We start from the raw sequence: 26437 nt of genomic DNA, 5'->3' as shown, positions 1-26437 counted from the left end.
CCCCGTGTCGCTGGTTGAGTAGGCGCGGCGCGCCGTATCGAAACCGGGTGTGCGGCGAGGGGTTTCGATACGCTCCTGCGGAGCTACTCAACCGGCGACACCGGTCGCGACCCGTTTCGCTGGTTGAGTAGGCGCGGAGCGCCGTATCGAAACCGGGTGTGCGGCGAGGGGTTTCGATACGCTCCTGCGGAGCTACTCAACCGGCGGCGGGCGGATGCCCGGGGTCAGCGCTGGCCGGAGCCCGTCCACTCGCCCGTGGCGAGGTACTTGACCTTCTTGGCGATCGACACCGCGTGGTCGGCGAAACGCTCGTGGTAGCGCGAGGCCAGGGTGACGTCGACCGTGTTGACCGAGGTGCCGGCCCAGCTGTCGCTGAGCACCGTCTCGAACACGCTGAGGTGCAGCTCGTCGATGCGGTCGTCGATGTCGCGCATCTCGTCGGCGAGGTCGAGGTCTTCTGTCTCGATGAGCCGGCTGAGCTTCTCGGCGACCTCGACGTCGAGGCGGCCCATCTCGTTGAACGTGCCGAGCAGGCGGTCTTGCGCCACCTTCTCGGGGTAGCGGTACCGGGCCAGCTGCGCGATGTGCTGGGCGATGTCGCCCATGCGCTCGAGCGAGGCGCTCATGCGCAGGGCGCTCACGACGATGCGCAGGTCGCGGGCGACCGGCTGCTGCAGCGCCATGATGCTGATCGCGAGTTCGTCGAGGTCTGAGGCGAGGGCGTCGATCTTCGGGTCGTCGGCGATGACCTGCTCGGCCAGAGACACGTTCGACTCGTTGAACGCGGCCGTGGCGTTGGTGATGGCGACCACGACGAGCCGGCTGATCTCGACCAGGCGCTCCTGTACCTCGCGGAGTTCTTGCTGGAATACCTCGCGCATGTGTGATGGATCCTCTCTGCGGTGCGTCGTGCAGCTGTGGCGCGGGTGCACCGAACCGACGGCAGCCCTCGGGCCTGCCCACCGGGCATACGTCGCCATCCTGCCAATCCGAGGTTAACAGAAGGTGCCGAACGACTGAACATCGCGCGGCCCGGCGGGGCTGCGGCGGCAAAGCCGGTTCGGCGCCCGTGGCGAGTCATTAGTGTAGTCGCTATGGATCCAGGCTCGTCTGTGCTGCTCTCTGTGGCACTCGGCCTCGTCGTCGGCTCGGGTTTCGTCATCCTCCTGGTCGTGTCGGCGCGCCGCAGCGAACGCGCTGCGACCATCATCGACCCCTCGGTGCCCGACGGCGTCGACCAGGTGATCGACGCCATCGATTCGGCCGGCGTCGTGCTCGACGCGTCGAACAACGTGGTCAAGGTGTCGCCGGCCGCGCTGGCGTTCGGGCTCGTGTGGAACCAGGGTCTCGTGCATCCGGAGCTCACCGAGATGGTCGACTCGGTGCGCAGAACCGGGGTGCCGGTGTCGAGAGACGTGAGCCTCGCCCGTGGGCCGTTCGGCGACGCCACGATCCACCTGCAGGTGCGGGTGGCCCGGCTCGGCAGCCGGTACCTGCTGCTGCTCGCCGACGACCGCACCGAGGCGCACCGCCTCGAAGAGGTGCGCCGCGACTTCATCGCGAACATCAGCCACGAACTGAAGACGCCCATCGGCGCCATCTCGCTGCTGGCCGAGGCGCTCGAACCCGCCTCAGACGACCCCGTGCAGGTGCGCAAGTTCGCCAAGCGGCTCGAGACCGAGGCGCAGCGGCTCGGCCGCATCACCCGCGAGATCATCGAGCTGTCGCGACTGCAGGCCTCTGACGTGCTGACCGGCGCCGAACTCGTCGACGTCGACCACCTGGTGGCCACCGCCATCGACCAGAACCATGTGCAGGTGGATGCCCGCATGGTGACGGTCGTCAGCGGCGGCGAGCACGGGGCCGAGGTGTTCGGCGACGAGGGCCTTCTCGTGCTGGCCCTGCACAACCTGATCGCCAACGCGGTGCAGTACTCGGGTGAGGGAACCCGCATCGGCGTCGGCGTTCGCGTTCATGAGGGTATCGTCGAGATCGCCGTGACCGACCAGGGTGTCGGCATACCCGAAGAAGACCTCGGGCGGGTGTTCGAACGCTTCTTCCGCGTCGACCAGGCCCGCTCGCGCAACACCGGCGGCACGGGCCTCGGCCTGAGCATCGTCAAACACGTCATCGAGAACCACGGCGGCGACATCCGCGTGTGGTCGCAGCCCGGACACGGCTCGACCTTCACCATCCGACTGCCCGAAGCGTCGCACGCAGCGGCTGCCTCCTGAGGAGAACACAAGTGATTCATATTCTGCTGGTCGAAGATGAGGTCTCGCTCAGCGAGCCGTTGGCGTACCTGCTCAGTCGAGAAGGTTACGAGGTCACGCAGGCGCCTGACGGGCCCACCGCGCTCGTTGAGTTCGACCGTGGTGGTGTCGACCTGATTCTGCTCGACCTGATGATTCCGGGCATCCCGGGCACCGAGGTGTGCCGGCAGATCCGCACGCGCTCGCAGGTGCCCATCATCATGCTCACCGCAAAAGACTCGGAGGTCGACGTGGTGGTGGGGCTCGAGCTGGGCGCTGACGACTACGTGACGAAGCCGTACTCGTCGCGCGAGCTGCTGGCGCGCATCCGGGCGGTCATGCGTCGGCGCATCGACGACGACGAACTCGGCGAGCCGGTGCTCGAGGCCGGACCGGTGCGAATGGATGTCGAACGGCACACGGTGGCGGTCGGCGGGGTCGAGACGCCGATGCCCCTGAAGGAGTTCGAACTGCTCGAGCTGCTGCTGCGCAACGCGGGCCGCGTGCTGACGCGCGGGCAGCTGATCGACCGGGTGTGGGGATCGGACTACTTCGGCGACACCAAGACGCTCGACGTGCACATCAAGCGCATCCGTTCGAAGATCGAGCAGTCGCCGTCAGACCCGGTGCTGCTGGTGACCGTGAGGGGTCTGGGGTACCGCTTCGAGGCTTGAGCGGGCGCCCCGCGGCTCGGACTGCTGCTCTGCGGAGCGGCGGCCGCGGTGGGCGCCGAGGGTCGCTCGTGCTGCTGCGCTACGGAGCCGGGGTGGCCGAGGGAGTCGCGGCGGGGGTCGCAGCGCTCGTCGCCGCAGGGGTCGGGGCAGCGGTCGCCGCCACGGCCGGAGCGAGACCCTTGTACTGCGGCCAGTCGCTCGTCAGCACGGGAACCAGCAGCTTGGTGCCGGTCTCGGTGCCGTACTGGAAGAAGACGGGCACGAGCGACCCGGCCTTGACGTCGAGGCCGGTGAAGACGATCTTCTTCTGCGCCAGCCCGCTGGGGTCGATGCCACCGATGTTGAGGGTGTTCGAGCCGTTCGGGCTCGCCGCGTCGACGTAGGCAGACTCGGTGACGGTCGCGCCCGCAGCGTTCTGGTACTGGATGTTCACGAGCATGCCGGAGTTGTCGGTGTTCACCAGCGAGACCAGCAGGCTGGCGGTCTTGCCGTCGTCGCTGATGAGGGTCGCGTTGCGTACAGCGAGGTTCGGGGCGACGTTGCCGTTGACCCCGTCGGCCGATTCGACGATCGTGGTCGTCGCCTGGGGGGTGATGAACGCGCACCCCGAGGCGGAGGCGCCGATCGCCAACGCCACAAGGATCGATGCCGCGTACCGTGACCGAATTCTCACAAGACCCTCCAGATGTGGCTGTTCGCCCGACGAGTTACACAGGCGGTAAAACGCTACGAGTTTAGCCTACCGGCTGGCCGGCCCGGAGACAGTTAGGCGAACCTTACTACAAGTGCCCTGTGGTAAACTTGGCAATCTAGAAGGGACATCACTACATGCTTTTTGAGGTTGGCGAAACTGTCGTATACCCGCATCACGGCGCGGCGACGATTTCTGAGGTGAAGACCCGCATCATCAAGGGTGAGGAGAAGATCTACCTCAAACTGCGCGTGACGCAGGGCGACCTCACCATCGAAGTTCCCGCCGACAACGTCGACCTGGTCGGCGTTCGCGACGTGATCGGCAAAGAGGGGCTCGACAAGGTCTTCGAGGTGCTGCGCGCCCCGTTCACCGAAGAGCCCACGAACTGGTCGAGGCGCTACAAGGCGAACCTCGAGAAACTCGCGTCGGGCGATGTCATCAAGGTGAGCGAGGTCGTTCGCGACCTGTGGCGCCGTGACCAAGACCGCGGCCTGTCGGCCGGTGAGAAGCGCATGCTCGCGAAGGCGCGGCAGATTCTCATCTCCGAGCTGGCGCTCGCTGAGAAGACCGACGAAGAGAAGGCCTCGCTGGTTCTCGACGAAGTCCTGGCCTCGTAGCCGCGTCGGCCCTGCTCCGTGCACACCGCATCTGATTCCGGCTTTCGCGCTGCAGTGAACCGGTGAACCCGACCGTCGCCGTCGTGGTCGTTGCTGCCGGCAGCGGCTCACGACTGGGCTACTCGCTGCCCAAGGCCCTCGTCAGCCTCGCCCAGCGCTCGATCCTCTCGCGGTCGCTCGACCCGGTCTTCGCGCTCCAACGTGAGGTGCAGCTCATCGTCGTGGCGCCCCAGACGCACTTCGCGCTCGCCGAGCAGATGGTGCGCGAGACGGCCGGCCGGGCATCCGAGTCGTGCACGGTGGTGATCGGCGGCCGCAGCAGGCAGGAGTCGGTCGCGGCAGGCCTCGCCGTACTGCTGCCGAGCGTCGAGACCGTTCTGATCCACGACGCGGCGCGTGCGCTCACGCCCACGTCGCAGTTCGAGGCGATCATCGACGCCGTCGAGAGCGAGGGCGTCGGGGCGATTCCGGGCCTGCCGGTCAGCGACACCATCAAGCGCACCGACGGCTTCGGCACCGCCGTCGCGACGGTCGACCGGTCGGAGCTGTCGGCGGTGCAGACGCCGCAGGGGTTTCCGCGCGCACAGCTCGAGGCCGCCTACGCGAACCCCACGGGCGACTTCACCGACGACGCCGCGCTGGTCGCCGACGCCGGGTTGCGTGTGATGATCGTGCACGGCGACCCCCTCGCGTTCAAGATCACCACCCCGTGGGATCTGCGCCGGGCCGAGCAGCTGCTCATCGCCGCGGTGGGCGTGGCGCTGCCGCGCACCGGCCTGGGGGTGGATGCCCACGCCTTCGCCTCGGCACCAGCCGCGTCTGCTGCCGTCGCCGCGCCCGCGCCCGCAGCTGGGCTCGCGGCAGCCACGACGTCTGCGCCCGCGACCACTGCCGACGAGCTGTGGCTCGCCGGCCTGTGCTGGCCCGGCGAGACGCCGCTCGAGGGCCATAGCGACGGCGACGTCGTCGCTCACGCCATCTGCGACGCCCTGCTCTCGGCGAGCGGCCTGGGTGATCTCGGCAGCGTATTCGGCACCAGCGACCCCCGCTTCGACGGCGCCCACGGCGAGGTCTTTCTCGTCGAGACACTCCGGCTCATCACCGAGGCGGGCTTTCGCATCGGCAACGTGTCGGTGCAGCTCGTCGCGGCCCGCCCGAGGTTCGCGCCCCGGCGGGCGGAGGCCGAGGGGGTGCTCTCGGGCATCCTCGGCGCCCGGGTGACGGTCTCGGCCACGACGACCGACGGGCTCGGCTTCACCGGCCGTTCCGAGGGCGTCATGGCCATCGCCTCGGCGCTCGTCTACCCGGGCTGAGGGCGCTCGCGCACCCGGCCTGAGGCCGTACCGGGCGCCCGCGCGTCATGCACAGCCGGCGCCTTCTAAACTGGGGCGGTGACTCTACGCCTCTATGACTCCAAGCAGCGTGCGCTGGTCGACTTCGTGCCCCTTGTTCCCGGCAAGGTGGGAGTCTACGTCTGCGGCCCGACGGTGCAGTCGTCGCCGCACATCGGTCACCTGCGTTCGGCCCTGGCCTACGACCAGCTGCGTCGCTGGTTCAGCTACAGCGGCTACGACGTCACGTTCGTTCGCAACGTCACCGACATCGACGACAAGATCCTGATCAACGCCGCTGCGTCTGGCGAAGAGTGGTGGGCCCTGGCCTACCGCACCGAGCTCGAGTTCACGGCCGCCTACAACGCCATCGGCGTGCTTGCGCCCAGCTACGAGCCACGCGCCACCGCGAGCATCCCCGAGATGATCGCCATCATCGGCAGGCTGGTGGATGCCGGGCACGCGTATGCCGCCGACGACGGTTCTGGCGACGTCTACTTCGACACCCTCTCGTGGCCGGCGTACGGCGAGCTCACCCATCAGAAGCTCGACGACATGGCGGCGGCCGCCGACTCCGACGCCCGCGGAAAGCACGACGTGCGTGACTTCGCCCTGTGGAAGGGGCACAAGGCGGGGGAGCCCCTCACCGCGGCGTGGCAGAGCCCGTGGGGCGCCGGGCGACCGGGCTGGCACATCGAGTGCTCTGCGATGTCGACGAAGTACCTCGGCGCCCAGTTTGACATCCACGGCGGCGGGCTCGACTTGCGCTTTCCGCACCACGAGAACGAGCTCGCGCAGTCGCACGCGGCCGGCGACCCGTTCGCGAACTACTGGCTGCACAACGGCCTCGTGTCGGTGGTGGGGCAGAAGATGAGCAAGTCGCTCGGCAACTCGGTGTTTGCGACCGAACTGCTGGCGAGCGCACGCCCGCTGGTCATCCGCTACTACCTCGGAGCGAACCACTATCGGTCGACACTCGAGTTCCACGATGGGGCTCTTGCCGAGGCCGAGGCAGCCCTGAGCCGCATCGAGGGGTTCGTCGAGCGGGCCGTCAGAAGGCTCGAGGGCACGCGTTTCGCGTCGGAGACCGTAGAATTGGTGCCAGACGAGTTTCGTGAGGCCATGAACGACGACCTCAGTGTTCCCCAGGCCCTCGGCGTGCTGCACGAAACGGTGCGCGCCGGCAACGCCAGCCTCGACTCCGAAGACTTCGCCGAAGCGGCCAGGCTGCTGGGTCAGGTCTACGCCATGACGAGCGTGCTGGGAATCAACCCGCTCGACTCACAGTGGTCGGCGGGCGAGAGCAGTTCGATGGCCGGGGCGCTGTCGAGTCTCGTCGAACGGTTGCTCGAAGACCGGGAGACCGCACGCAGAGCACGAGATTTTGCCACCGCCGATCGCATCCGCGATGAACTGGCGCAGGTCGGCATCACGATAGAAGACACCTCGACGGGTGCACATTGGAGTTTTGATGGCTAGTTCAGGCAAGAAGCCCGGCCGCCCGGGCGCGGTGCGCCGCACCAGCAAAGGCCCGACGGTCGGCTCAGGTGGGCAGGGCCGCCAGGCCCTCGAGGGCAAGAAGCCCACGCCCAAGGCCGAAGACCGCCCGTACCACCCCGCGGGCAAGGCCAAGGCCGCCAAGGAGCGCTACGCTGCTGCCGGCGGCAAGGGCAAGCCCGGCCAGCCCGAGAAGCGCCAGCGCATCGCGGGCGAGGGTCGTGCCGGTGCCGGGCGCCCCGGTGGGCGCGGAACGGGCCCGCAGGATCCGTCGCGCCAGCAGCGCCGCCCTGCGGCGAAGGGCGAGGAGAGCGAGGTGGTGACCGGGCGCAACTCGGTGGTCGAGGCGCTGCGCGCCAAGATCCCGGCGACCGCTCTCTACATCGGCACGCGCGTCGAGTACGACGAGCGCGTGAAGGAGATTCTGGCGCTGGCGACCAACCGCGGCATCCCGGTGCTCGAGGTCATGAAGCCCGAACTCGACCGGCTCGCCGGCTTCGACTCGGTGCACCAGGGCGTGGCGCTCAAGGTACCGCCGTACGAGTATGCGCACCCGGTCGACCTGTACGACGAGATCGTCGCGAGCCGTGAGACGCCGCTGCTGGTGGCGCTCGACGGCATCACCGACCCGCGCAACCTCGGCGCGATCATCCGCTCGACCGCGGCGTTCGGCGGCCAGGGTGTCATCGTTCCCGCCCGCCGGTCTGTCGGCCTCACCGCATCGGCCTGGAAGACATCGGCCGGCGCGGCTGCCCGCACGCCCGTCGCCATGGCGGCCAACCTCACGCAGACGCTGAAGGCGCTGAAGCAGAAGGGCGCGTTCGTGCTCGGCCTCGACGGCGGTGGAGACGTTCAGCTGCCCGAGCTCGCGCTCGCAAACAGCCCCGTGGTGATCGTCGTCGGCAGCGAGGGAAAAGGCCTCTCGCGGCTCGTCACCGAGACCTGCGACGCCATCGTCTCGATTCCGATCAGCGCGGCGACCGAGTCGCTGAACGCCGGCATCGCCGCGAGCGTCACGCTCTACGAGATCTCGCGCCTGCGCGCCCTCGCAGCGAACAAGTAGCGTCGCCCTCCCGCTGGTTGAGTAGCGTCGCGCAGCGGCGCGTATCGAAACCGGCAGCGCGTGCCCCTGGTTTCGATACGCGCCTGCGGCGCTACTCAACCGGCGAAGGGTTACTGCTCGAGGGTCGCGTCGAGCGTGATGTTCACGCCGGTCAGCGCCTTCGACACCGGGCAGTTCGCCTTGGCGTCGAGCGCAGCGGCCTGGAAGGCGGCGTCGTCGAGGCCCGAGACCTCACCCGAGACGGTGAGGTGGATGCCCGAGAGCTTGAACCCGCCCGCGGGGTCGGGGGCGAGCGTCACGTCGGCTTTGACGTCGAGCGCCTCGACAGTGCCACCGGCGGCACCGAGCACGGCCGAGAACTGCATGGCGTAGCAGGCGGAGTGAGCGGCGGCGAGCAGCTCTTCGGGGCTGGTGAAGCCATTCGCCTCGTCGGCGGCGCGCTTCGGAAACGACACGTCGAACGTGGCGAGCTTCGAGCTCGAGAGCTCGACCTGGCCTTCGCCGGTCTCGAGGCTTCCGTTCCAGGCGGTGCGGGCGGTACGTGTGGGCATGGTGTTCTCTCTTTCGTTGGGTTTCGTGCGGTCAGATGGAAGTACGAATGTTGCAGGCGAAGGCCATGACCTGATCGCGCAGGGCCTGGATCGCTTCGACGTCGAAGCCCGAGGCGGCGCAGACCAACTCGGGAAAGCGCGCTGTCTGCTGCCGCAGCTCGTCGCCCGCGGGCGTGAGCGATACGAGAACCGAGCGCTCGTCATCGGGGCGGCGGTTGCGTTCGATGAGCCCGGCGGCCTCGAGGCGGCGCAGCAGCGGAGAGACCGTGCCCGAGTCGAGCTGCAGTCGCTCGCCGAGCTCAGAGACGGTGACCGGCTCACTCTCCCACAGCACGAGCATGACGAGATACTGCGGGTAGGTGAGCCCCAGTGGCTCGAGCAGAGTGCGGTAGTTGGCCGTCATCGCGCGCGACGCGTTGTACAGTGCGAAGCAGATCTGCTCGTCGAGCAGCGGGGCGGATGATCGGCTGGCCATGAATCGAACCTAGCATATTGTGCGCAATTTAGTCGTGCGCAATGTAAAACGGAATGGGGCGGGTCTCGATACGCGCTGCGCGCTACTCGACCGGCGGGGGGAGCGAACGGCGCTGGTTGAGTAGCGACGCGGAGCGGCGCGTATCGAAACCGGCATGGGATCTGGTCTCGATACGCGCTGCGCGCTACTCGACCGGCGGTGGGAGCGACCGGCGGGGGTTGAGTAGCGGCGCAACGCGACGCGTATCGAAACCGGCGGCGTCAGACGGTGAGGCGCCAGTCCTGCTCGGGCTCGCGCGGGGTGGGCGCATCCGGCCCGCCTTCGTCGTCGTCTTCGTCGGCAGCCTCGTCTTCGTCGTCGGGCACGGCCCCCGACTGCACTGCGATCGGCAGCGTCATCATGCCGGTCGGCGGGCCGACCACGGTCGCCTCATCGCGGCGATGCCGCAGAATGTCGTTGATGTACGAGTTCAGCGCCTCAGACAACGGCACGTCGCGGTTCTGCTGCTGGCTCATGAACCAGCGGTGCTCGAGCAGCTGGTGGAACACCTCGGCCGGCTCCAGCTTGCCCTTCAGATCGGTGGGGATGGCCCGCACGACCGGCTCGAACACCTTCGCGAGCCACTCGTGGGCGAGCATCTCTTCGTCGTAGTCGCGTCGTCCGAACCGCAGGGTGTACGAGTCGAGGTCGTTGAGCAGTCGACGAGCCTGGTTCTCACCCGCGTCGAGCCCGGTGAGACGCAGCAGTCGCCTCTGGTGGTGCCCGGCATCCACCACCTTGGGCTGGATGCGCACCTTCGAGCCGCCCTCGTCGGTCTTGATGGCGAGCTCTTCGATGTCGAAGCCGAGATCGTTGAGGCGGTCGACGCGCTCGTTGATGCGCCAGCGCTCTGACGACGAGAACGACTCAGAGCCGGTGAGCTCCTTCCAGAGCGAACGGTAGGCCGCCACGATGCCGTCGCTGATGCGAATGGGGTCGAGCTCGTCGGCGACGCGGCCTCCGGCCTCGAGATCCATCAGTTCGCCGGCGATGTTGACGCGGGCGATCTCGAGATCGTTCTCGCGCTGGCCGTTCGAGAGTCCGCCATCGTAGAGCTGCCCGGTCTCGGCGTCGACGAGGTAGGCGGCGAAGGCGCCGGCATCGCGCCGGAAGAGCGTGTTCGACAGCGATACGTCGCCCCAGAAGAACCCGATGATGTGCAGGCGCACGAGAAGCACGGCCAGGGCATCCACCAGCCTGGTCGCGGTGTCGGGGCGCAGGGTCTGCGAGAAGAGGGCACGGTACGGCAGCGAGAACTTGAGGTGCCGGGTGACCAGCACCGAGTTCAGGGGAGTGTCGGCCGGGTCGGAGCGGTTCGTGATGACAGCGAGCGGGTCGACGCACGGAATGTCGAGGCCCTGCAGCGTGCGCAGCATGGCGTACTCACGCTTGGCCATCTCGTCGGTGGTCTCTTTGATGGCGATGACGTGGCCGCTCAAGTGGGCGAACCGCACGAGGTGCCGCGAGATGCCCTTCGGAAGCGACGCGATGTTTTCATCGGGCCACTCGTCGAGGGGCAGCTGCCACGGCAGATCGAGCAGCGCCGGGTCGACCGTCGCCGCGGTGATGTTCAGTGAACCGCTCATAGTGCTCCTTCGTGTACCGAACGAGTCAGACCGGCCGGTGGAGGGGTTTCGATACGCGCGACGCTTCGCGTCACGCTACTCAACCGGCGGCGCGCGCGCGTACGCCGGTTGAGTAGCGCCGAAGGCGCGTATCGAAACCGAGACCGCCTTACGCGGCGACGACCGGCTTGTTGCCGATGCGCTGGCCCGACTCGCTGTCGAACAGGTGCAGGTGGCCGGGCTTCGCGGTGAGGTACACCTTGTCGCCGGCGTTCGGGTGAACGCGGCCGTCGACGCGGGTGACGAGGTCGGTGCGCTTGCCGTTGATCTCGCTGTGCCCGTAGAGGTAGCCGTCGGCACCGAGCTCTTCGATCAGGTCGACGTCGACCGGCAGGCCCTCGCCGAAGGTCGAGGCGACCACGATGTCTTCGGGGCGAACGCCGATGGTGACCGATTTCGCGGGGATGCCGGCGAGGATGTCGCGCTCGACCGGGATGACCGAGGTGCCGAACTGCACACCGCCGTCGACCACGTCGGCCACGAAGAGGTTCATGGCCGGGCTGCCGATGAAGCCGGCGACGAACACGTTCTCGGGCTTCTCGTACAGGTCGCGCGGGGTGCCGACCTGCTGCAGCACGCCGTCTTTCAGCACGGCGATGCGGTCGCCCATGGTGAGCGCCTCGGTCTGGTCGTGCGTGACGTAGACCGTGGTGACGCCGAGGCGGCGAACGAGCGAGGCGATCTGGGTGCGGGTCTGCACGCGCAGCTTGGCGTCGAGGTTCGACAGCGGCTCGTCCATGAGAAAGACCTGGGGCTGGCGCACGATGGCGCGGCCCATGGCGACGCGCTGACGCTGGCCGCCCGAGAGGGCCTTCGGCTTGCGGCCGAGGTAGGGCTCGAGGTCGAGCAGCTTGGCCGCTTCGAGAACGCGGTTGGCGCGCTCTTCTTTGTTGACGCCGGCGATCTTGAGCGCGAAGCCCATGTTCTCGGCCACCGTCATGTGCGGGTACAGCGCGTAGTTCTGGAAGACCATCGCGATGTCGCGGTCTTTCGGCGGAACATCGGTGACGTCGCGGTCGCCGATGAGGATGCGGCCCGAGTTGACCTCTTCGAGGCCGGCCAGCATGCGCAGCGAAGTCGACTTGCCGCAGCCCGACGGCCCGACCAGAACGAGGAATTCACCGTCTGAGGTTTCGAGATTCAGTTGATCGACCGCTGCGCGGGTGCTTCCCGGGTAGAGCCGGGTCGCGTGATCGAACGTGACTGATGCCATGGTTGTATTACTCCTTCACCGGCAGGTACGTGCCGGACGATCCGTTGTGATGGATGATCGAACCAACGTCGTCGGTGGTCCACCTCCCAGTATGGCACGGCGCTCGTCTGGCGCATTCCCAGTCAGGTTCATTACTATCGATGGATGCCCGCCGCGCGTCTCGCGACCCGGGCCACATCTTTTCTCGCCCCCGAACTCCGGAGCAACACGTATGACCAACGGCCGACCCGATGATTCTCGCCAGAGCAAGAACCAGCGCCGAGAGGCTGCGCGCGAGAAGGCGAAGGCCCTGCGTGAGGCGCAGCACAAGAAAGACGTTCGCAACCGCGCCATCCTGTTCAGCGGCATCGGCGTGGTCATCATCGCCATCGTCGTGTGTGTCGTGCTCATCGTCGCCAGCTCGGCGAAGCCTGCCGGCCCCGGACCGCTCAACATGGCCAGCGACGGCATCAAGATCACCCAGGGCAACGTCGCGGTGACCACTCCCGCCCTCGCCGCCGGCGAGCAGCCCACGCCGAGCGCGGCGAACGCCGAGGGCGTCATCGACATCCGCGTCTACATCGACTACATGTGCCCCTATTGCGGCCAGTTCGAGACCACCAACCTCACGCAGATCGACAAGTGGGTGAACCAGGGCGCGGCGACCTATGAGGTGCATCCGCTCTCTCTGCTCGACCGCTCGTCGCTCGGCACAAAGTACTCCACCCGTGCGGCCAACGCCGCCGCCTGCGTGGCGAACTTCTCGCCGAACAACTTCTACGACTTCAGTTCGCTGCTGTTCGCCAACCAGCCCACCGAGAACACGTCGGGGCTGACGGATGCCCAGCTGCAGGGTTTCGCGACGCAGGCCGGTGTGACCAGCTCTGACTCGATCAACTCGTGCATCACCGATCAGACGTTCAAGGGCTGGGTGGCCGACTCCACGACCAGGGCTACCACCGAGCCGCTGCCCGGCTCGACGATCGCCAAGGTCACCGGCACGCCGACCGTGCTCGTCGACGGCCAGCAGTACCAGGGCTCGCTGACCGACGCCAATGCGTTCGCCAACTTCGTGCTGCAGGTCTCGGGCCAGGATTCGACGGCGACGCCGACCCCCACCCCGACCCCGTAGGCTCCCGACCACTTCGGTTCTCGGGGACGCGACCTCCGGGCCTTCCGACCCTGCGTCAGGGCTGTCTGCCGGAGCGCCTGCGTGCGATCGACCGGCTCAGCACACCGACGATGAAAAGTGCACAGGCGACGACGACAGCGCCGACCGCGTCGCTGCCGGTGTCTGCCAGCGCATGATCACCGCCGGTCGTCTCGCCTGGCGGCGTCGCCGTGTCCGAGCCGGTGGAGCTCACCGGGTTCGTCGGGCCGACAGGGCTCGCGGAGCCGGCGGCGACGGTCACCTCGGTCGCCGACGTGAGGCCGCTCGTCGCCGCCGTCGCGGTGATCGCGTGGGTTCCCGGCGCGAGGTCGGCGGGAATCGTCACGGTGAGCGAGATCGTTCCATCGCCTGATGCGGTGGCGTCGCCGAGATGTTCCGGAGTGGAGTGGGCGTCGACGCTGACGCTCTCGCCGGGCGAGAAGGCCCCGCCGGTGATGTGCACCCTCTGGCCGGGATGATGGGGGCCGAGCGGGTCGATCGTGAGTTCGGCATCCGTTGTCGGTGTGCAGTTGCTGTCGGGTCCGCCGACGACGCAGGTGTAGGGAGCCCAGTACCCCGGGTAGCTGGCGCGGGTCGGATCGGCGACGGACTCCCACCAGAACACGCGGTAGGTTCCGAGGTAGGCGAGATGGTTGCCGGTCGGGGGTGAATCGGCAGTCGCGGTGGCGAGTTCGTTCTCGGCGGCGAGCAGGGCTTTCTCGGCCGTCTTGGTGACGGCATCCTGTGAGGGAGCTATCTGGCTCTCCAAGTAGATGTTGACGTCGTCTTTCTGGTTGGCGTCGATGGTCTCCTGGATCGCGCTGGAGTGGCCGCTGTGCGGAAGGCCGGATACACCGTTGTTCTCGTGCTCGCTCACGGCCGTCAGGAATCCGTTGTACTGCGCGGCATTACCGGCCTCGTTCTCGTCGTACACGCTCGGTTGCCCGGTCGGTGGGGTGCCGTTCGGCCCGAGAGTGCGGTTGGTGACGCCCGTGAGCGGAATGGTGACCTTCGAACCGGTGATGTAGCCGAAGCCGTCGAACGGGCTGCCGGGCGACGTGACCGCCGCGGTCTCGTAGGCGTCGTTCTCGGCAAAGGTTCCGACGCCGTTCTGCGTGCGCGCCGGACAGAGCACCGATGTATACAGACCCGACAGGGTGGGCTGGGTGTTGCGGGTCGGGCAGGTGCTGAAGTTCTGGCCGACATTGGCTGCGCCATCCTGAGCGGTGAACGACACGTTCGGGTCGAGCGGTTCGAGGTCGGGGCTGTCGCCGTTCGGGTCGGCCGTGGAACCGACGACGATGTGAGCGAAGTCGCTGCCCGTCCGCGGGTTCACCGTCACGTCGGAGGTGACCTGAGCAGACACGTCGCCGGCGTCATCGGTGACGATCAACCCGATCTGAAGGTCGCACAGCACGGGAAACGGGCCCCACTGCGGGTCGGCACTCCGATGGTCGGTGTTCTTCAGGGCGAGGTTCGGTGGGCAGTTCGCACCGGGCGCGACAGACCACTGGTACGAGCTGATGCTGCTCGCGTTGCCGCCCGGTGTCGAGGCTGACCCGTCGAGCGTCATCGACGCTGTGCGATCGACGGGTGCCGTCGGGGCGATGACCGCGACCGGGTCTGCGCAGCCCGCGCTGTCTGCATCGGCGTCGTAGCACGTGCCCGTGAGGTTCCAGGTCCACGTTCCGGTCCAGCCAGTGCGCCCGGTGAGACTCTGCGAACCGACGAGAGCGGCGCCTCCTGGGCTCAGCTGCCCGGTGGCGACGGCGGTCTGCAGTTTGTCGTCGCTGGGAATCTCGAATCCGGCGGGCTGCGTCGCGGTCGTGCACGGGTCGCCCGAGGTGACGGTCTGGGTCAGGCCGTCAGAACCGTGAAACTGCGGGAAGCGGAGTGTCGCGGCGCCTGTCGACGGGTCGATCGCCAGAGAGCTCGGCGTAGAAGCGGCCGGGTTGATGACGACCACGCCTGCTGTCTCCTCGAACGGATCGGCGCAGGCGCCGGGAACCGAGATCTCGTCGTCCTCCGACGCGGTGCCTGAGACCGCGCTGCCGTTGATTCCATTCGGCACCCCGGTCGGCGGCAGCGTATACCGTTCGACGAAGGTCAGCCGTTCTGTAGAGTCATAGGTCCCCGTCGTCGTTCCGTCGTCACTGACGTCGTCCCAGTGCTGATGACCGGTGAAGGTGATGGTGCCCTGCCACACCGGGCGGAGTGCGGCCGACTGCGTCGCATGCTGCCCGCTCACGACGACCGGCTGCGTCTCCACAGCCCCTGTGGCTCCGTGGGCAGTAGCCGCGAGAGCCGGCATCCCGGCCCAGGCAGCGGTCGCGCTCAGCAGCGCCACCGCGAGCACCAGCGTGCGTCTCACCGGGCGCCCCCTTCGCACCATCGCGTTGCAGCCCGGCGATCGCACCTGCGACACCCGCAACCGCGCCGAGGCGACCATTGTGCTCCTCGCAGCCTGTTCAGCGAAAGCCCCGGTGACGACCGGGTCGACACGAACGACAACGGTCTGTTCGGCCATGGCTAGAATGGGGTGTTCCATCTGCCGGCGTGGCGCAATTGGTAGCGCACCGCTCTTGTAAAGCGGGGGTTACGGGTTCAAGTCCCGTCGCCGGCCCCACAACCCCCTGAGTGCCGACCGGTGCCGTGCTGCATCCGGGTGTAGACACAGACCATGACGTTTCAGCAGCTCATCGAAATCGCGGCCGGTGTCATCGAGGGCGCGGGGGTGGCGATCATCCTGCTCGGCGCGGCCTGGTCGAGTGCCGTGGCGGTGCGTCAGGCCCTGCGCAAGGCGCCGTTCGCCTATCGCGACTACCGGCGGATGCTCGGCCAGTCGATTCTTCTGGGGCTTGAGTTTCTCGTCGCCGCCGACATCGTGAGAACGGTCGCGGTCACGCCCACCCTCGAGAGCGTCGCGGTTCTGGCCGCGATTATCCTGATCCGCACCTTTCTCAGCCTCTCGCTCGAGCTGGAGATCACCGGCCGCTGGCCGTGGCAGAAGAAGCCGGCGTGAGACTACTCGTGCTCGGGCAGCAGCGGCGACGACCATCCGGGGTCACGACCCAGCTGCGTGGCCCGTGAAACGGATGCTGCGCCGAAGCGGTCGCGCACGGCGTCGAGTACCGTGTCGAGGCGTGCCTCGTCGTTCCAGTCGATCGGCAGTTCGGGGGTGATGCTGTCGGCCCGGGCCAGCTGCGAGAGCGAGATGCCGATGAGGGTGATACCGCGACGGGTCACCTGCGGCTGCGCCGACGCGAGCAGTTCCCGCGCCACGGCGAGCAGCACAGCGGTGCGGTCTGAGGCGGTGCGCAGCGTGCGCGACCGGGTCGCCTTGGCGAAGTCGCCGTAACGCAGCCGCAGCACGACGGTGCGGCAGACGCGATCGCCGTCGCGGAGGCGCCGGGCGAGCCGGTCGACAATCTGGGTGAGCAGGAGGTCGAGCTCGTCGGCCGATCGCGGCCTGCTGCCGAGCGCGCGCTGCGAACCGATCGACGAGCGGCGACGCGTCGTGTCGACCGGGCGCGGGTCGTGCAGGCGGGCAAGGGCGTGCAGGTGGGCTCCGGATGCCCGACCCAGCACTCTCTCGGCGGTGGAGGCCTCGAGCTCGGCCAACTGCCCGACCGTCGTGATGCCGAGCCGGTGCAGCTTCTCGGCGGTGGCCGCGCCGACCCCCCACAGCCGCTCTACGGGCAACGGGAGCAGGAACGCCTGCTCTTCATCGGGCTCGACCACGAGAAGCCCGTTGGGCTTGCTGACCGCACTGGCGACCTTCGCGAGGAACTTCGTGCGCGCGACGCCGACCGAGATCGCCAGCCCGACCTCTGCCCGCACCTGCTCGCGCAGGCGCGCGGCGATCTGCTCGGGCGAGCCTGAGATACGCCGCAGACCGCCGACCTCGAGGAAGGCCTCGTCGATCGAGAGCCCCTCGACGAGCGGCGTCGTGGCGTGGAAGATTGCAAACACGTCTCGGCTGGCCGCGGAGTAGGCGTCCATCCGCGGTGGAACCACGATGGCATCGGGGCAGAGGTCGCGCGCCTGCCGACCGCCCATCGCCGTGCGCACCCCTCGCGCCTTGGCTTCGTAGCTGGCCGCGAGAACCACGCCGCCGCCGACGATCACCGGCCGACCCCGCAGTGCGGGCGCATCCCGCTGCTCGACCGACGCGTAGAACGCGTCGAGGTCGGCGTGCAGAACGGTTGCCTCGCCTCGCATCGCGCCTCCCGCCGCCTCTTCGTCTGCGCATCGTGTCACGCACCGATGACACTGTCGCCTGACACGACGTCGGGGGAGCGCACACGGGTGGTCGAAACCGCAACGACGCCGACCTCGTGCGCTGGCACACGAACCGGCCGACCGACAGTCCCCCGTTCTGGTGGGGTGCGCTCGCGGCGAAAGCGAGGCACACTCGAAACGAGTTCCTAGCTCAGCGCGCGCCTGCCGTGCGCTCATACGTGGGGTCGCAGTCCCTTCGCGCACAGTGCACCGTGCGCGGCTACCGGAGGCCGACGATGGCACAGCCTACAACTGCAGAGCCACCCGGGTACCTCGGCGCGGGCGCAGCCGGCTCCGCCGGTGGGGGCGGGGCGCAACCGGGTGACGTGCATCCGGGCAGGGCGCAACCGGGTGACGTGCGGCCCGGCACCGTGCATCCTGGCACCGTGCATCCCGGCACCGTGCATCCCGCGCCCGAGTTCCTGCCCCCGCTGCCGCCGTCGCGGGTCGCGAGCTGGTGGCGACCCAACCGGGAGTCGGTGATCGTCTTCGTACTCGCGATGGTCATCGTCGCGGTGGCCCAGATCGTGAACCTCGCCGGCCCGTCGTCGCCAGGGCTGCCCGCTGTCGCCGGAACACCCGGAACGCAGCACGTCGAGGGTGGCGTGCCGGTCGTGCTGGGTCGCGTGATCGTCGCGGTCTCGACACTCGTGACCGCGGCCCTGCTCTGGCCGATCGCGCGCGACCGCGGGCTCGGCCGGGTGTCGGCCGGGCTGGTCATCGTGGTCTTCGGCCTGTCACCGCTGGGTCTCGAGCTGCACCGCGACTTCACCCTCGCGAATCCGGCTGCCGCGGTGCTCACCGGGCTCGTGGCGCTGGTGCTGTGGCGGCGGGCCGAAGCACGCACCGGGCGGCTGTCGGGGGGACGGATGAGGGCCGTGACGGGCATCGTCGCGTTGCTACTCGGAGTCATCATCGCCATGGTGATGCTGTCGAGCGTGCTCGCGCTGGTCGCGGCCGGCGCCGGGCTGCCGGGAGGCGCAGGCGCGGGCGTGCTGGCCGACGTTCCGGCCGCCGAGGCGTTCGGCGGCTGGCTGGCCCGAGACCCCGTGCTGCTCGTCGCGACAGCCGTGGCGGCGGTGGCCTCGCTCGCTGTCGCCCGGCTGCGGATGATCGGGGCCGCCGTGCTGGCGGCGACCCTGCTGGCCGGCGTGCTGATGCTGGCGGCGCCGTCGTTCGTTCCCGCCTCGTTTCTCACGCTGCTGCTGCCCTTCGCGGCGCTGCTCGTGGTCGGCGTCGCGGCGGCGGCCGGACGCGCGACGCACCCCTCGACGCCACGGTCGACCACACGCTCGACCACACCGCAGAACGCGCACCGGGTCGCCGGCATCGTCGGTGTGGCCGCGGTCGTGGTGGCGGTCACCATGGCCACCTCGCTCTGGCCGCGGCAGGTGCAGCAGGTGGTCGTCGGGGCGCCAGGGCCGGCATCCGGATCGGCAGGGCAGCAGAACCTGTCGGCGCCGGCGGTCACGCCCGAGGCGCCGGGCCAACCCGTGTCGTCGCCTCCGGCCGCAGAGGCGCAGAGCCCGTCGGCGTCTCAGTCGGCGGCATCGGCAGCCCCGGCGACTCCCGCGGCCCCTGCTTCCTCCGGCGCCCAGAGCGCGGCGGCCGCACCGTCGGCGGCACCCTCGGCACCGGCCGACGGCACCCCGGCCGACTTCGTCGATGCGCTGACGCCGGTACGGGCATCCGCCGGGGAGCAGCTGGCCGAGAACCCCGCGCTGACGCTCGAGCCGCACGCCGAAGAGCTGCTGGCCGACGGCCAGGTGGATGCCCGCATCCTGCTCGACCTGGGGCTGCTGCTCTCAGACCACACGGTCACGGTGGCCGACTTTCCCGCCGACGACGACGGGGTGAGCGACCCCCGCAGCCAGGTGCTGATCACCGCGGTCGACGGGGTCGAGCTCGACGCCGATGCGCAGGCGCGCGTCGACGGCACTGCGCTGCTGCTGACGTTCTCGTCACTGACGGCGCCCACCCGGGTGACGGTGGCCGACGAGGGCATTCTGGCGCAGTTCGACGGCGCCGAGCCGGCCGGCCTGCTGCCGACTCCCGCACCGGCGCCCTCCGCCTCAGCGACGCCCGACCCGTCGTCGAACTCAGCCGCTACCGCAGCACCCACAGCCCCGTGAACACGAAAGGATCCTCCATGCGCACACGATTCGTTCTGGTGACAGCCGCAACCCTCACCGCTGTCGTCGGCCTGCTCTCGCTCGGCCCCGTGGCGGCCCAGGCCGCGTCGCCGGGCGGTGCTGCTCCTGCCGCCGTCACCGCAGCGGCGTCGACCACCGGCTGGGTGCGCCTGGCGCACCTCTCGCCCGACACCACGGGCGTCGACGTGCAGCTCACCGCCCTCTCGGGCGGCCAGGTCGTCGACTCGCTCTCGAACGTGGTCTACGGGCAGGTGTCGAACTACATGGCGCTGCCGCAGGGCACCTACGTGGTGTCGATGGCGCCGACCGGACACAGCATGTCGACCCCGGTCATCCAGACCTCCATCAACGTCACGGCCGGCACACCGATCACGGTTGCGGCCTACGGCAAGAACGCCGACCTGCACTCGGTGGTGTTCACCGACGACCTCACCCCACCCGCGACGGGGCAGTCGCGCATCCGCGTGGTGCAGGCGTCGACGAGTGTGCCGACCGTCGACATTGCCACGACCACGGGCGTCGTGGTGGCGTCTGACGCCGCCGAGGGAACCGCCACGCCCTACGCGAATGTTCCGGCCGGCGACTGGATGCTCTCCCTCACCGGCGCGAACACCACCTCCACGGCACAGGTGAGCCTTCCGCCCGGAGCGGTGTCGACGCTGTTCGTGCTCGACAACGCCAGCGGCGGCGTGACCATCACGTCGGTGACCGACGCGTCGAGCGTGGGCGACCTGCCGACGGGCGGAATCCAGACCGGCGGCGGCGCGACCGGCGTGCACGTGGCGCAGGCGGGGGAGGGTTCGTCGGTCGTGGGCATCGGGGTGCCCGTGACCGCTGCGTGGTGAGCCGGGTGCGGCGGTGGGGAATGCCCGGTGTGGTGCTTGGTGTCGCGGTGGTGCTGACGCTCGCCGGGTGTGCGGGGGTGCCTGCGGAGGGCTCCGCGGGCGGTGCCGGGCGGGCATCCGGCGCCTCGACCGCGAGCCCTGGAGCTGACGGAACCGGCGGCACCGCCGCAGGCGACCCTGCCACACCCGACCCCTCGGCCGCTGCCGCGCGCGGGGCGGTGGGGGCGAACCAGGATCCGTCGGTCGCCCAGGCGCCGAGCGAGCGGCAGAGCGGTGTCGCGCCCGTTCGAGTGCAGATCGCCGCGATCGGCGTCGACTCGGGGCTGGAGTCGCTCACGCGCGACTCGACCGGCTGGATCCAGCCGCCGGTGAACTTCGACTCGGCAGGCTGGTACCGCGACGGCGTCGTGCCGGGCGATGTGGGGCCCGCCGTCATCGCCGGGCACATCGACTCGGTCGCCGCCCCCGCGGTGTTCGCGCGGCTGGCAGAGCTGACAGCCGGCGACCAGGTTCAGGTCACCCTGTCAGACCAGACGGTCGTCACGTTCACCGTCGACCGGCTCGTGCAGGCGGCGAAGGCCCAGTTTCCGACCGATGAGGTGTACGGGCCCACGCCCACGGCCCAGCTGCGCCTCATCACCTGCGGCGGGGTCTTCGACGACTCGACCGGCCACTACGTCGACAACGTCATCGTGTTCGCCACGCGCACCTGATCGTCGCTACGCGCACCGCTGGCGCATGATGGCAGTCGGGCGGCCCACGAGATGCACCGCCGGCCAGCTCGGCCCCGACGACGACGGATGCTCGGCGGTACGAACGCTCACGACCCGTCGCCCGGCAGCGGATGCAGCGACCCCCGGTGGATCTCGAACACCCGCGCGTGCCCGGGCGACTCGGGGTCGTCGACGATTCTCTGGTCGGCCATGAACAGCCGCGCGACGTTGGCCAGCTCGCCAGGATTGCTGAAGTTGATGGCGTGCGCCGCACCCTCCATGACCACCAGCAGAACGCGGTTCTCGGTGCGCCCGGCTATCTCTCTGATGCGGTCGGCGTCGGGCATCAGCGGGTCACGGTCGCCGATCACGACCAGGGTCGGAACCTGCAGAGCCAGCAGCCGGTCGAGCGATGGGTAGCGTGTCAGCGCCTTGAACATGCGCACCGTGCTGGGCACCCCGAAGCGCAGGTAGTCGGGGGCGGCCACGCTGATCATGCGGGCGGGTTCACGGCCGCCGTCGCGTGCGAGCTGCGCGATCGCCCGGCGCAGCGGCTGGTTGTGCACACCCCCGGCGGGCGACACCAGAATCGCCCGTTCGAGCCGCTCGGGGTAGTGGTAGGCGAACTCGCAGATGACCGGGCATCCCATCGAGTTTCCGATCAGTGTCACCTTCTCGATCTGCTGCGCGTCGAGAAAGGCGGCGGCGGCGTGGGCGAGCCCGGGCACGTCGAGGGGATGCGGCGGCTTGCCGCTTCTGCCGAATCCGGGCAGGTCGGGCACCAGGGTGCGGAATTCGTCTTGCAGCAGTTCGGCCGTCGGCAGCAGGTAGCGGCCCGACAACCCGAAGCCGTGCAGGTGCATCATGACCGGCGCCCCGGTGTCGACGTGCGCCGACTCACGGTAGAACACGTCGATGCCGTCGACGGTGGTCCAGCGTTCGGCGAGGGCCGACGCGGGTTTACGGGGCAGTCGGCGTCGCTCGCCCACGGGCCGCGCCGCAGGGTCTGTAGGCTTCGGTGTCACCTGCGGCCTCCTAATGATCAGGGTTGGTGTCTATTGTGGTGTGCGCGGGCGGTCGGTGCGTCATCCGTGTCGGCTGATCATCGGGGTCGGCGCCCGGCGCGGGCCTCGCCGTGGCCATCCCAGAGGCAGGAGCAGCACATGGTGCGTTGGGGCCGCCTTCTCGGCTGGTGGATCGCGGACTACGGTTATGCCGCGTACTGGCAGGCCCGCGGTGTCGTAGCCGGTCGATCGCTCGGGCGGTACGGCACTGGCGAGCTGCGGCCCGTCATCGTGCTGCCGGGAATCTGGGAGACGTGGGGGTTCATGCTGCCGATCGTCGACGAGCTGCACCGGGCCGGGCATCCGGTGTTCGCGATCACCGACCTCAGGCGCAACGCCGGCACGGTCGTCGCGTCGGCCGGCCTCGTCGCCCGGTTCATCGTCGAGCGCGACCTGCACGACGTGCTCATCGTGGCGCACAGCAAGGGCGGCCTGATCGGCAAGTACGCCATGGCACTGCTCGACGATGAGCGCCGCATCTCGTCGATGGTCGCCGTATCGTCTCCGTTCGCGGGCTCGCGCTACGCGACCCACCTGCCGCTGCCCAGCCTGCGCGCCCTCTCACCACGTGATGCGACGACCAGGATGCTCGCCGGCAGCCTCGAGGTGAACGCCCGCACCACGTCGGTGTACGCGCAGTTCGACCCGCACATTCCCGAGGGCAGCGAGCTCGCCGGTGCCCGCAACGTCGAACTCGCGACGGGCGGACACTTCCGCACGCTCGCGGCCCCGCAGACGGTGGCGCTCGTGCTGGCGGCAGCTGCGGCCGCGCCGGGGTCGGGCGCCGGCGCGAGCGAGGACGCGGGCGCGGGCGAGGGCGAGGGCGAAGGCGCGAGCGAGGGCGCGGACGCCTGACACGGCGGGTGTTCAGGATGCCCGGGCACCCGACCGGTCGGTGGCGGCGCCGGTGGCTGCCGGGGCGAGAATGGGGCGTGCCCATTCTGCCCGCTGAGCGAGACCCCCGGCTCATCACCGTTCGCCGTGGCGGAACCCTCACCGACGAGCAGCACCGACTGCTGGCGCAGTGGGCGGCGCTGTGCGCCGAGCACGTTCTGCCCCTCTTCGAGCAGCAGCGGCCGGGCGACTCCCGCCCGCGCGACGCCATCGAGACCTGCCGGGGCTGGATTCGCGGCGAGGTGCGCATGCGCGAGGCCCATCAGACCGCATTCGTGGCGAATGCCGCCGGGCGTGGGCAGCCCGACCCGGCCCGGTTCGCCGCGCTCGCGGCGGGCCAGGCGGTCGCCGTGGCGCATATCGCTGCGCACGACCTCGGTGCCGCGGCGTACGCGATCAGGGCTGCCGTCTCGGCCGCGCCGCGCGACGAGGCCGAGACGGCACGACGGCGAGAACGCCAGTGGCAGCGCGATCGCCTGCCGGCCGAGGTCAGGGCGCTCGTGCTTGACGACCAAGCGCTGCGCAGCGCGATCTGCTGGAACGTCTTCGACGGCTGACCCGGCCGACGCCCGGCGAGGGCGCAGGATAGGAGCATGACTTCTCACGCAGACCATCCGGCGGTGCTCGTCGTCGGCTCCGGCATCTCGGGGCTGGCCTGCGCCCGCGCCCTCACCACCGCCGGTGTGACGGTGCGCGTCGTCGACCGCGGGCGGGCGGTCGGCGGCCGCCTGGCGACGAAGCGGCTGGATGATCGACCCGTCGACATCGGGGCCCGCTACTTCACCGTGCCCGACGGGTCGCCCTTCGGCCCGCTCGTCGACGACTGGCTCGCCCGCGGCCTCGTACGCCCCTGGACCGACGCCTTTGACGTCATCGACGGCACCCTCGAGGTCGACGCCCGCGACCGCAGAACCGGCCCGGCGCGCTACGCCGCACCCGCGGGGTTGCGCTCGCTCGCCACCGACCTCGCCGAGCGGCTGCGGGCCGACGGTGTGCCTGTCGATCAGGGCGTCGACGTGCAGCGGGTCGACGCCGACGGCCGGGTCGCGGGCATCCGGTATGACGCGGTGGTGCTCGCCATGCCCGACCCGCAGGCGAAGCGGATGCTCGCGCCCGACTCGCCGGCGGCCGCCGAGGTGAGCGGCGCCGACGCCTGGCAGCCCACCCTGAGCGTGGTGGCGAGGTGGCCGCGACGGCTCTGGCCCGACGACCTGCACGGTGCCTTCGTCGACGGTGCCGGTGCCCGCGCGCAGGCCGCCGGTCCCGACGGCGCCGACAACCCCGGCGCCGACAACCCCTCCGCCGTGCTCGCGTTCGTGGCCGACGACGGCGACCGCCGCGGCGACGGCGCCCCGGTGCTGGTGGCGCACACCACCGCCGGCTTCGCCAGGCAGCACCTCGAGCATCCGGAGGCCGCCGTCGCCCCGGTGGTCGCCGCCATGCAGACGCTGCTCGGCATCGACGAGCCGCCGCTCACGACCTACGCCCACCGCTGGAGCTTCTCGGCACCCGCAGACCAGCACGCCGCGCCGTACCTGCTCAGCGGCCGTATCGGCGTGTGCGGCGACGCCTGGGGGGAGCGTTCGGCCGTAGCGACGGCCTATACGTCGGGCGACGCCCTCGGCCGAGCACTCGGCGAGCGGCTCACGGCGAGAGCAGGAGCAGTACTAGATATTTAAACTATCCGATAGCTAAACTATCGATATGAAGATGGCTGAACTCTCCACCGCCAGCGGAGTCTCCGCAGCGACGATCAAGTACTACCAGCGCGAGCGGCTGCTGCCCGCGGCAGACAAGACAGCCCCGAACCAGGCCGACTACACCGAGAGGCACCTCGAACGCCTGCGCCTCATCCGGGCGCTGACCGAGGTCGGCGGCCTGAGCGTGGCCCGTGCCGGAGCCGTCATCGCCTCGATCGACTCCGGCGAGCCAGTGCTGTACACCTTCGCCACGGCGCAGCACGCCATCTCTGAACACCTCGACGCGGCCGACATCGATGCGGATGCCCTGCAGCACGTCGATGCGGCCATGCCGGGCTGGCGGGTGAGCCCCGACAACCCCGGACGGCTGGCCGCCGCGCGCGTCTACGAGACCTTCGTCGCGGTCGGCCAGGCCGACGAGGCCGGCTGGCTGGCCGGCTACGCGGCATCAGCCCTGCAGGCCGCCGAGGCCGACCTGAATGAGATCGACAGTCGGGTGGGCCGCGACGCCCAGGCCGAGACGGTGGTGGTCGGCAGCGTGCTCGGCGACCGCTTGTTCTCGGGGCTGCGCCGGGCGGCCCAGGAGCACGTGGCCAGCGGCCGCTACCCGGCGCCCGCCTACCCCGACGACTACGAGGAGCCGACCCCGTGACCGCCTCCCGCATCGTCTGGCACCGCCCCCTGCTCGCGCTCGCGACCGCCATGGCGGCGCTCGCCGTGGTCGCAGCGGTCGGCTCGGTCATCGACCCGCGCCAGATCACCGGCGTTCCCCTGTGGAACAAGCCCCTGCTCTTCGCCGTCTCGGTCGGCCTGTACGCCGTCACGCTCGCCTGGCTGCTCGGCCTGCTCACCCGTCACCGCCGCCTGGCCCATCAGGTCGGAACCATCGCCGCCGGCGGCCTCGCGATAGAGATGATCATCATCGTGGGCGTCGCCCTCGCCGGCACGACCAGCCACTTCAACGTCTCGACGCCCCTGGCGACTGCGCTCTGGGGCATCATGGCCGTCTCGATCGTGGTGGTGTGGATGCTCGGCGTGCCCCTCGCGATCATGCTGTTCAGAACCGACCTGGGCGACCCGGCCCGGGCGCTCGCCATCCGTGCGGGCCTGATCATCGCGCTGGCGGGCATGGGGCTCGCCTTTCTCATGACCGGGCCGCAAGGCGACCAGATCACGAACTACTCCGGCATCGTCGGCGCGCACACCGTGGGCCCGCCCGACGGCGGTGCCGGTCTGCCGCTGGTCGGCTGGAGCACCGTCGGGGGAGACCTGCGCATTCCGCACTTCGTCGGCATGCACGCGCTTCAGCTCGTGCCCCTCACGGCCCTGCTGCTCGAGCTGTTGGCCCGTCGGGTGCCCGCGCTGCGCGACGCGGGCACACGGTTCGGCATCGTCTGGGTGGTCGTCGCGCTCTACGTCGCACTGCTCGGGCTCGTCACGGCTCAGGCGCTCGCAGGCGAGTCGATCCTGCATCCCGACCCCGTCGTCGTGGCCGTGGTGACGGCGGTCGTGGCCGCGGCGGTGCTGGTGATCGTCGGCGTGATCGTGCGGCGCAGGCCCTACACCAAAACGGCGCAATGTCAGCCCCTGCCTTCGGCGGAATCTGCTCCGTAGCGTTGCCCCGGTC

General features: G+C 69.6%; 25 protein-coding genes and 1 tRNA gene. 17 read left to right on the top strand and 9 right to left on the bottom strand.

Features of this window, described 5'->3' with window-relative positions; genetic code table 11:
* Positions 1-224 precede the first annotated feature (224 nt).
* A complete protein-coding gene (gene phoU, locus V3W46_RS06255; protein ID WP_331782231.1) occupies positions 225-881 on the bottom strand; it encodes a phosphate signaling complex protein PhoU in 657 nt (218 codons plus the stop codon).
* 213 nt (positions 882-1094) lie between these two features.
* Here phoU and V3W46_RS06250 point away from each other — a divergent pair, with 213 nt between their 5' ends.
* Together V3W46_RS06250 and V3W46_RS06245 are read left to right on the top strand one after the other, a co-directional pair.
* A complete protein-coding gene (locus V3W46_RS06250) occupies positions 1095-2234 on the top strand; it encodes a sensor histidine kinase (RefSeq protein WP_331782230.1) in 1140 nt (379 codons plus the stop codon).
* Between the two features lie 11 nt (positions 2235-2245).
* Positions 2246-2926: a response regulator transcription factor gene (locus tag V3W46_RS06245; protein ID WP_331782229.1), complete on the top strand. Its 681-nt coding sequence runs from the start codon at positions 2246-2248 to the stop codon at positions 2924-2926.
* Positions 2927-3005: 79 nt separating this feature from the next.
* On the opposite strand, the gene V3W46_RS06240 is transcribed toward V3W46_RS06245, so the two are convergent.
* Positions 3006-3599, bottom strand: a complete 594-nt coding sequence (locus V3W46_RS06240) for a hypothetical protein (RefSeq protein WP_331782228.1) — start codon at positions 3597-3599, stop codon at positions 3006-3008.
* Between the two features lie 155 nt (positions 3600-3754).
* On the opposite strand from V3W46_RS06240, the gene V3W46_RS06235 reads away from it, so the two are divergent.
* The 4 genes from V3W46_RS06235 (at position 3755) to rlmB (ending at position 8128) form a co-directional block, all read left to right on the top strand.
* Positions 3755-4237: a CarD family transcriptional regulator gene (locus tag V3W46_RS06235; protein ID WP_188674974.1), complete on the top strand. Its 483-nt coding sequence runs from the start codon at positions 3755-3757 to the stop codon at positions 4235-4237.
* Positions 4238-4299: 62 nt separating this feature from the next.
* Positions 4300-5550: a 2-C-methyl-D-erythritol 4-phosphate cytidylyltransferase gene (ispD, locus tag V3W46_RS06230; RefSeq protein ID WP_331782227.1), complete on the top strand. Its 1251-nt coding sequence runs from the start codon at positions 4300-4302 to the stop codon at positions 5548-5550.
* Positions 5551-5628: 78 nt separating this feature from the next.
* Positions 5629-7047 carry a cysteine--tRNA ligase gene (gene cysS / locus V3W46_RS06225; protein ID WP_331782226.1) on the top strand — a complete coding sequence of 473 codons (1419 nt, stop codon included), beginning with the start codon at positions 5629-5631 and terminating at the stop codon, positions 7045-7047.
* Positions 7040-8128, top strand: a complete 1089-nt coding sequence (gene rlmB, locus V3W46_RS06220; RefSeq protein ID WP_331782225.1) for a 23S rRNA (guanosine(2251)-2'-O)-methyltransferase RlmB — start codon at positions 7040-7042, stop codon at positions 8126-8128. The genes cysS and rlmB overlap by 8 nt, the downstream gene beginning before the upstream one ends.
* Before the next feature lie 110 nt (positions 8129-8238).
* Here rlmB and V3W46_RS06215 read toward each other — a convergent pair whose 3' ends face one another.
* From V3W46_RS06215 to V3W46_RS06200, 4 genes are all read right to left on the bottom strand, one after another.
* Positions 8239-8679 (bottom strand): OsmC family peroxiredoxin, encoded by a 441-nt coding sequence (locus V3W46_RS06215; RefSeq protein ID WP_331782224.1) that lies wholly within the window; start codon positions 8677-8679, stop codon positions 8239-8241.
* A 31-nt stretch (positions 8680-8710) separates the two neighbouring features.
* Positions 8711-9154: a MarR family winged helix-turn-helix transcriptional regulator gene (locus V3W46_RS06210; RefSeq protein ID WP_331782223.1), complete on the bottom strand. Its 444-nt coding sequence runs from the start codon at positions 9152-9154 to the stop codon at positions 8711-8713.
* Positions 9155-9414: 260 nt separating this feature from the next.
* Positions 9415-10779, bottom strand: coding sequence for a DUF4032 domain-containing protein (locus V3W46_RS06205; protein ID WP_331782222.1), 1365 nt, complete (start codon positions 10777-10779; stop codon positions 9415-9417).
* Positions 10780-10927: 148 nt separating this feature from the next.
* Positions 10928-12031 (bottom strand): ABC transporter ATP-binding protein, encoded by a 1104-nt coding sequence (locus V3W46_RS06200; RefSeq protein WP_331782221.1) that lies wholly within the window; start codon positions 12029-12031, stop codon positions 10928-10930.
* A gap of 211 nt (positions 12032-12242) precedes the next feature.
* On the opposite strand from V3W46_RS06200, the gene V3W46_RS06195 reads away from it, so the two are divergent.
* Positions 12243-13142 carry a DsbA family protein gene (locus V3W46_RS06195; RefSeq protein ID WP_331782220.1) on the top strand — a complete coding sequence of 300 codons (900 nt, stop codon included), beginning with the start codon at positions 12243-12245 and terminating at the stop codon, positions 13140-13142.
* A gap of 55 nt (positions 13143-13197) precedes the next feature.
* On the opposite strand, the gene V3W46_RS06190 is transcribed toward V3W46_RS06195, so the two are convergent.
* A complete protein-coding gene (locus V3W46_RS06190) occupies positions 13198-15531 on the bottom strand; it encodes a hypothetical protein (protein WP_331782219.1) in 2334 nt (777 codons plus the stop codon).
* 179 nt (positions 15532-15710) lie between these two features.
* Between V3W46_RS06190 and V3W46_RS06185 the strand changes: the two genes are divergently transcribed.
* A tRNA-Thr gene (locus V3W46_RS06185) sits at positions 15711-15786 on the top strand.
* 54 nt (positions 15787-15840) lie between these two features.
* Entirely contained in the window at positions 15841-16182 is a 342-nt protein-coding gene (locus tag V3W46_RS06180; RefSeq protein ID WP_331782218.1) for a DUF1622 domain-containing protein, read from the top strand.
* Positions 16183-16184: 2 nt separating this feature from the next.
* Here the strand turns inward: V3W46_RS06180 and dinB are convergent, their stop codons facing one another.
* The gene (dinB, locus tag V3W46_RS06175) at positions 16185-17381 is read right to left on the bottom strand and encodes a DNA polymerase IV (protein ID WP_331782239.1); all 1197 of its coding nucleotides are present in this window, start codon (positions 17379-17381) and stop codon (positions 16185-16187) included.
* A 296-nt stretch (positions 17382-17677) separates the two neighbouring features.
* On the opposite strand from dinB, the gene V3W46_RS06170 reads away from it, so the two are divergent.
* Genes V3W46_RS06170 through V3W46_RS06160 form a run of 3 tightly spaced genes read left to right on the top strand, consistent with a single transcriptional unit; the run spans position 17678 to position 21152 of the window.
* Positions 17678-19573, top strand: coding sequence for a hypothetical protein (locus tag V3W46_RS06170; protein WP_331782217.1), 1896 nt, complete (start codon positions 17678-17680; stop codon positions 19571-19573).
* A 17-nt stretch (positions 19574-19590) separates the two neighbouring features.
* Positions 19591-20439 (top strand): DUF4397 domain-containing protein, encoded by an 849-nt coding sequence (locus V3W46_RS06165; RefSeq protein WP_331782216.1) that lies wholly within the window; start codon positions 19591-19593, stop codon positions 20437-20439.
* 29 nt (positions 20440-20468) lie between these two features.
* Positions 20469-21152 carry a class F sortase gene (locus V3W46_RS06160; RefSeq protein ID WP_331782215.1) on the top strand — a complete coding sequence of 228 codons (684 nt, stop codon included), beginning with the start codon at positions 20469-20471 and terminating at the stop codon, positions 21150-21152.
* 107 nt (positions 21153-21259) lie between these two features.
* On the opposite strand, the gene V3W46_RS06155 is transcribed toward V3W46_RS06160, so the two are convergent.
* Positions 21260-22177, bottom strand: a complete 918-nt coding sequence (locus tag V3W46_RS06155; protein WP_331782214.1) for an alpha/beta fold hydrolase — start codon at positions 22175-22177, stop codon at positions 21260-21262.
* 138 nt (positions 22178-22315) lie between these two features.
* On the opposite strand from V3W46_RS06155, the gene V3W46_RS06150 reads away from it, so the two are divergent.
* The 5 genes from V3W46_RS06150 to V3W46_RS06130 all read left to right on the top strand — a co-directional run bounded on the left by V3W46_RS06150 (position 22316) and on the right by V3W46_RS06130 (position 26424).
* On the top strand, positions 22316-23071 hold the full coding sequence (locus V3W46_RS06150) for an esterase/lipase family protein (RefSeq protein WP_331782213.1): 756 nt from the start codon (positions 22316-22318) through the stop codon (positions 23069-23071).
* 77 nt (positions 23072-23148) lie between these two features.
* Positions 23149-23667, top strand: a complete 519-nt coding sequence (locus V3W46_RS06145; RefSeq protein WP_331782212.1) for a putative immunity protein — start codon at positions 23149-23151, stop codon at positions 23665-23667.
* Between the two features lie 36 nt (positions 23668-23703).
* Positions 23704-24789: an NAD(P)/FAD-dependent oxidoreductase gene (locus V3W46_RS06140; protein ID WP_331782211.1), complete on the top strand. Its 1086-nt coding sequence runs from the start codon at positions 23704-23706 to the stop codon at positions 24787-24789.
* A 25-nt stretch (positions 24790-24814) separates the two neighbouring features.
* The gene (locus V3W46_RS06135; protein WP_331782210.1) at positions 24815-25462 is read left to right on the top strand and encodes a MerR family transcriptional regulator; all 648 of its coding nucleotides are present in this window, start codon (positions 24815-24817) and stop codon (positions 25460-25462) included.
* Positions 25459-26424 (top strand): hypothetical protein, encoded by a 966-nt coding sequence (locus V3W46_RS06130; protein WP_331782209.1) that lies wholly within the window; start codon positions 25459-25461, stop codon positions 26422-26424. The genes V3W46_RS06135 and V3W46_RS06130 overlap by 4 nt, the downstream gene beginning before the upstream one ends.
* The last annotated feature ends 13 nt before the right edge of the window (positions 26425-26437 follow it).

The organism is Subtercola sp. YIM 133946 (genome assembly GCF_036553535.1).
GTDB lineage: Bacteria > Actinomycetota > Actinomycetes > Actinomycetales > Microbacteriaceae > Subtercola.
This window is presented reverse-complemented; position numbering and strand designations above follow the sequence as displayed.

Coding starts and splice junctions, on each gene's coding strand:
- V3W46_RS06140 (WP_331782211.1), top strand. CDS start 23,704: ATGACTTCTCACGCAGACCATCCGGCGGTGCTCGTCGTCGGCTCCGGC.
- rlmB (WP_331782225.1), top strand. CDS start 7,040: ATGGCTAGTTCAGGCAAGAAGCCCGGCCGCCCGGGCGCGGTGCGCCGC.
- V3W46_RS06210 (WP_331782223.1), bottom strand. CDS start 9,154: ATGGCCAGCCGATCATCCGCCCCGCTGCTCGACGAGCAGATCTGCTTC.
- dinB (WP_331782239.1), bottom strand. CDS start 17,381: ATGCGAGGCGAGGCAACCGTTCTGCACGCCGACCTCGACGCGTTCTAC.
- V3W46_RS06200 (WP_331782221.1), bottom strand. CDS start 12,031: ATGGCATCAGTCACGTTCGATCACGCGACCCGGCTCTACCCGGGAAGC.
- phoU (WP_331782231.1), bottom strand. CDS start 881: ATGCGCGAGGTATTCCAGCAAGAACTCCGCGAGGTACAGGAGCGCCTG.
- V3W46_RS06235 (WP_188674974.1), top strand. CDS start 3,755: ATGCTTTTTGAGGTTGGCGAAACTGTCGTATACCCGCATCACGGCGCG.
- V3W46_RS06165 (WP_331782216.1), top strand. CDS start 19,591: ATGCGCACACGATTCGTTCTGGTGACAGCCGCAACCCTCACCGCTGTC.
- V3W46_RS06250 (WP_331782230.1), top strand. CDS start 1,095: ATGGATCCAGGCTCGTCTGTGCTGCTCTCTGTGGCACTCGGCCTCGTC.
- V3W46_RS06150 (WP_331782213.1), top strand. CDS start 22,316: ATGGTGCGTTGGGGCCGCCTTCTCGGCTGGTGGATCGCGGACTACGGT.
- V3W46_RS06195 (WP_331782220.1), top strand. CDS start 12,243: ATGACCAACGGCCGACCCGATGATTCTCGCCAGAGCAAGAACCAGCGC.
- V3W46_RS06215 (WP_331782224.1), bottom strand. CDS start 8,679: ATGCCCACACGTACCGCCCGCACCGCCTGGAACGGAAGCCTCGAGACC.
- V3W46_RS06135 (WP_331782210.1), top strand. CDS start 24,815: ATGAAGATGGCTGAACTCTCCACCGCCAGCGGAGTCTCCGCAGCGACG.
- V3W46_RS06205 (WP_331782222.1), bottom strand. CDS start 10,779: ATGAGCGGTTCACTGAACATCACCGCGGCGACGGTCGACCCGGCGCTG.
- V3W46_RS06180 (WP_331782218.1), top strand. CDS start 15,841: ATGACGTTTCAGCAGCTCATCGAAATCGCGGCCGGTGTCATCGAGGGC.
- V3W46_RS06170 (WP_331782217.1), top strand. CDS start 17,678: ATGGCACAGCCTACAACTGCAGAGCCACCCGGGTACCTCGGCGCGGGC.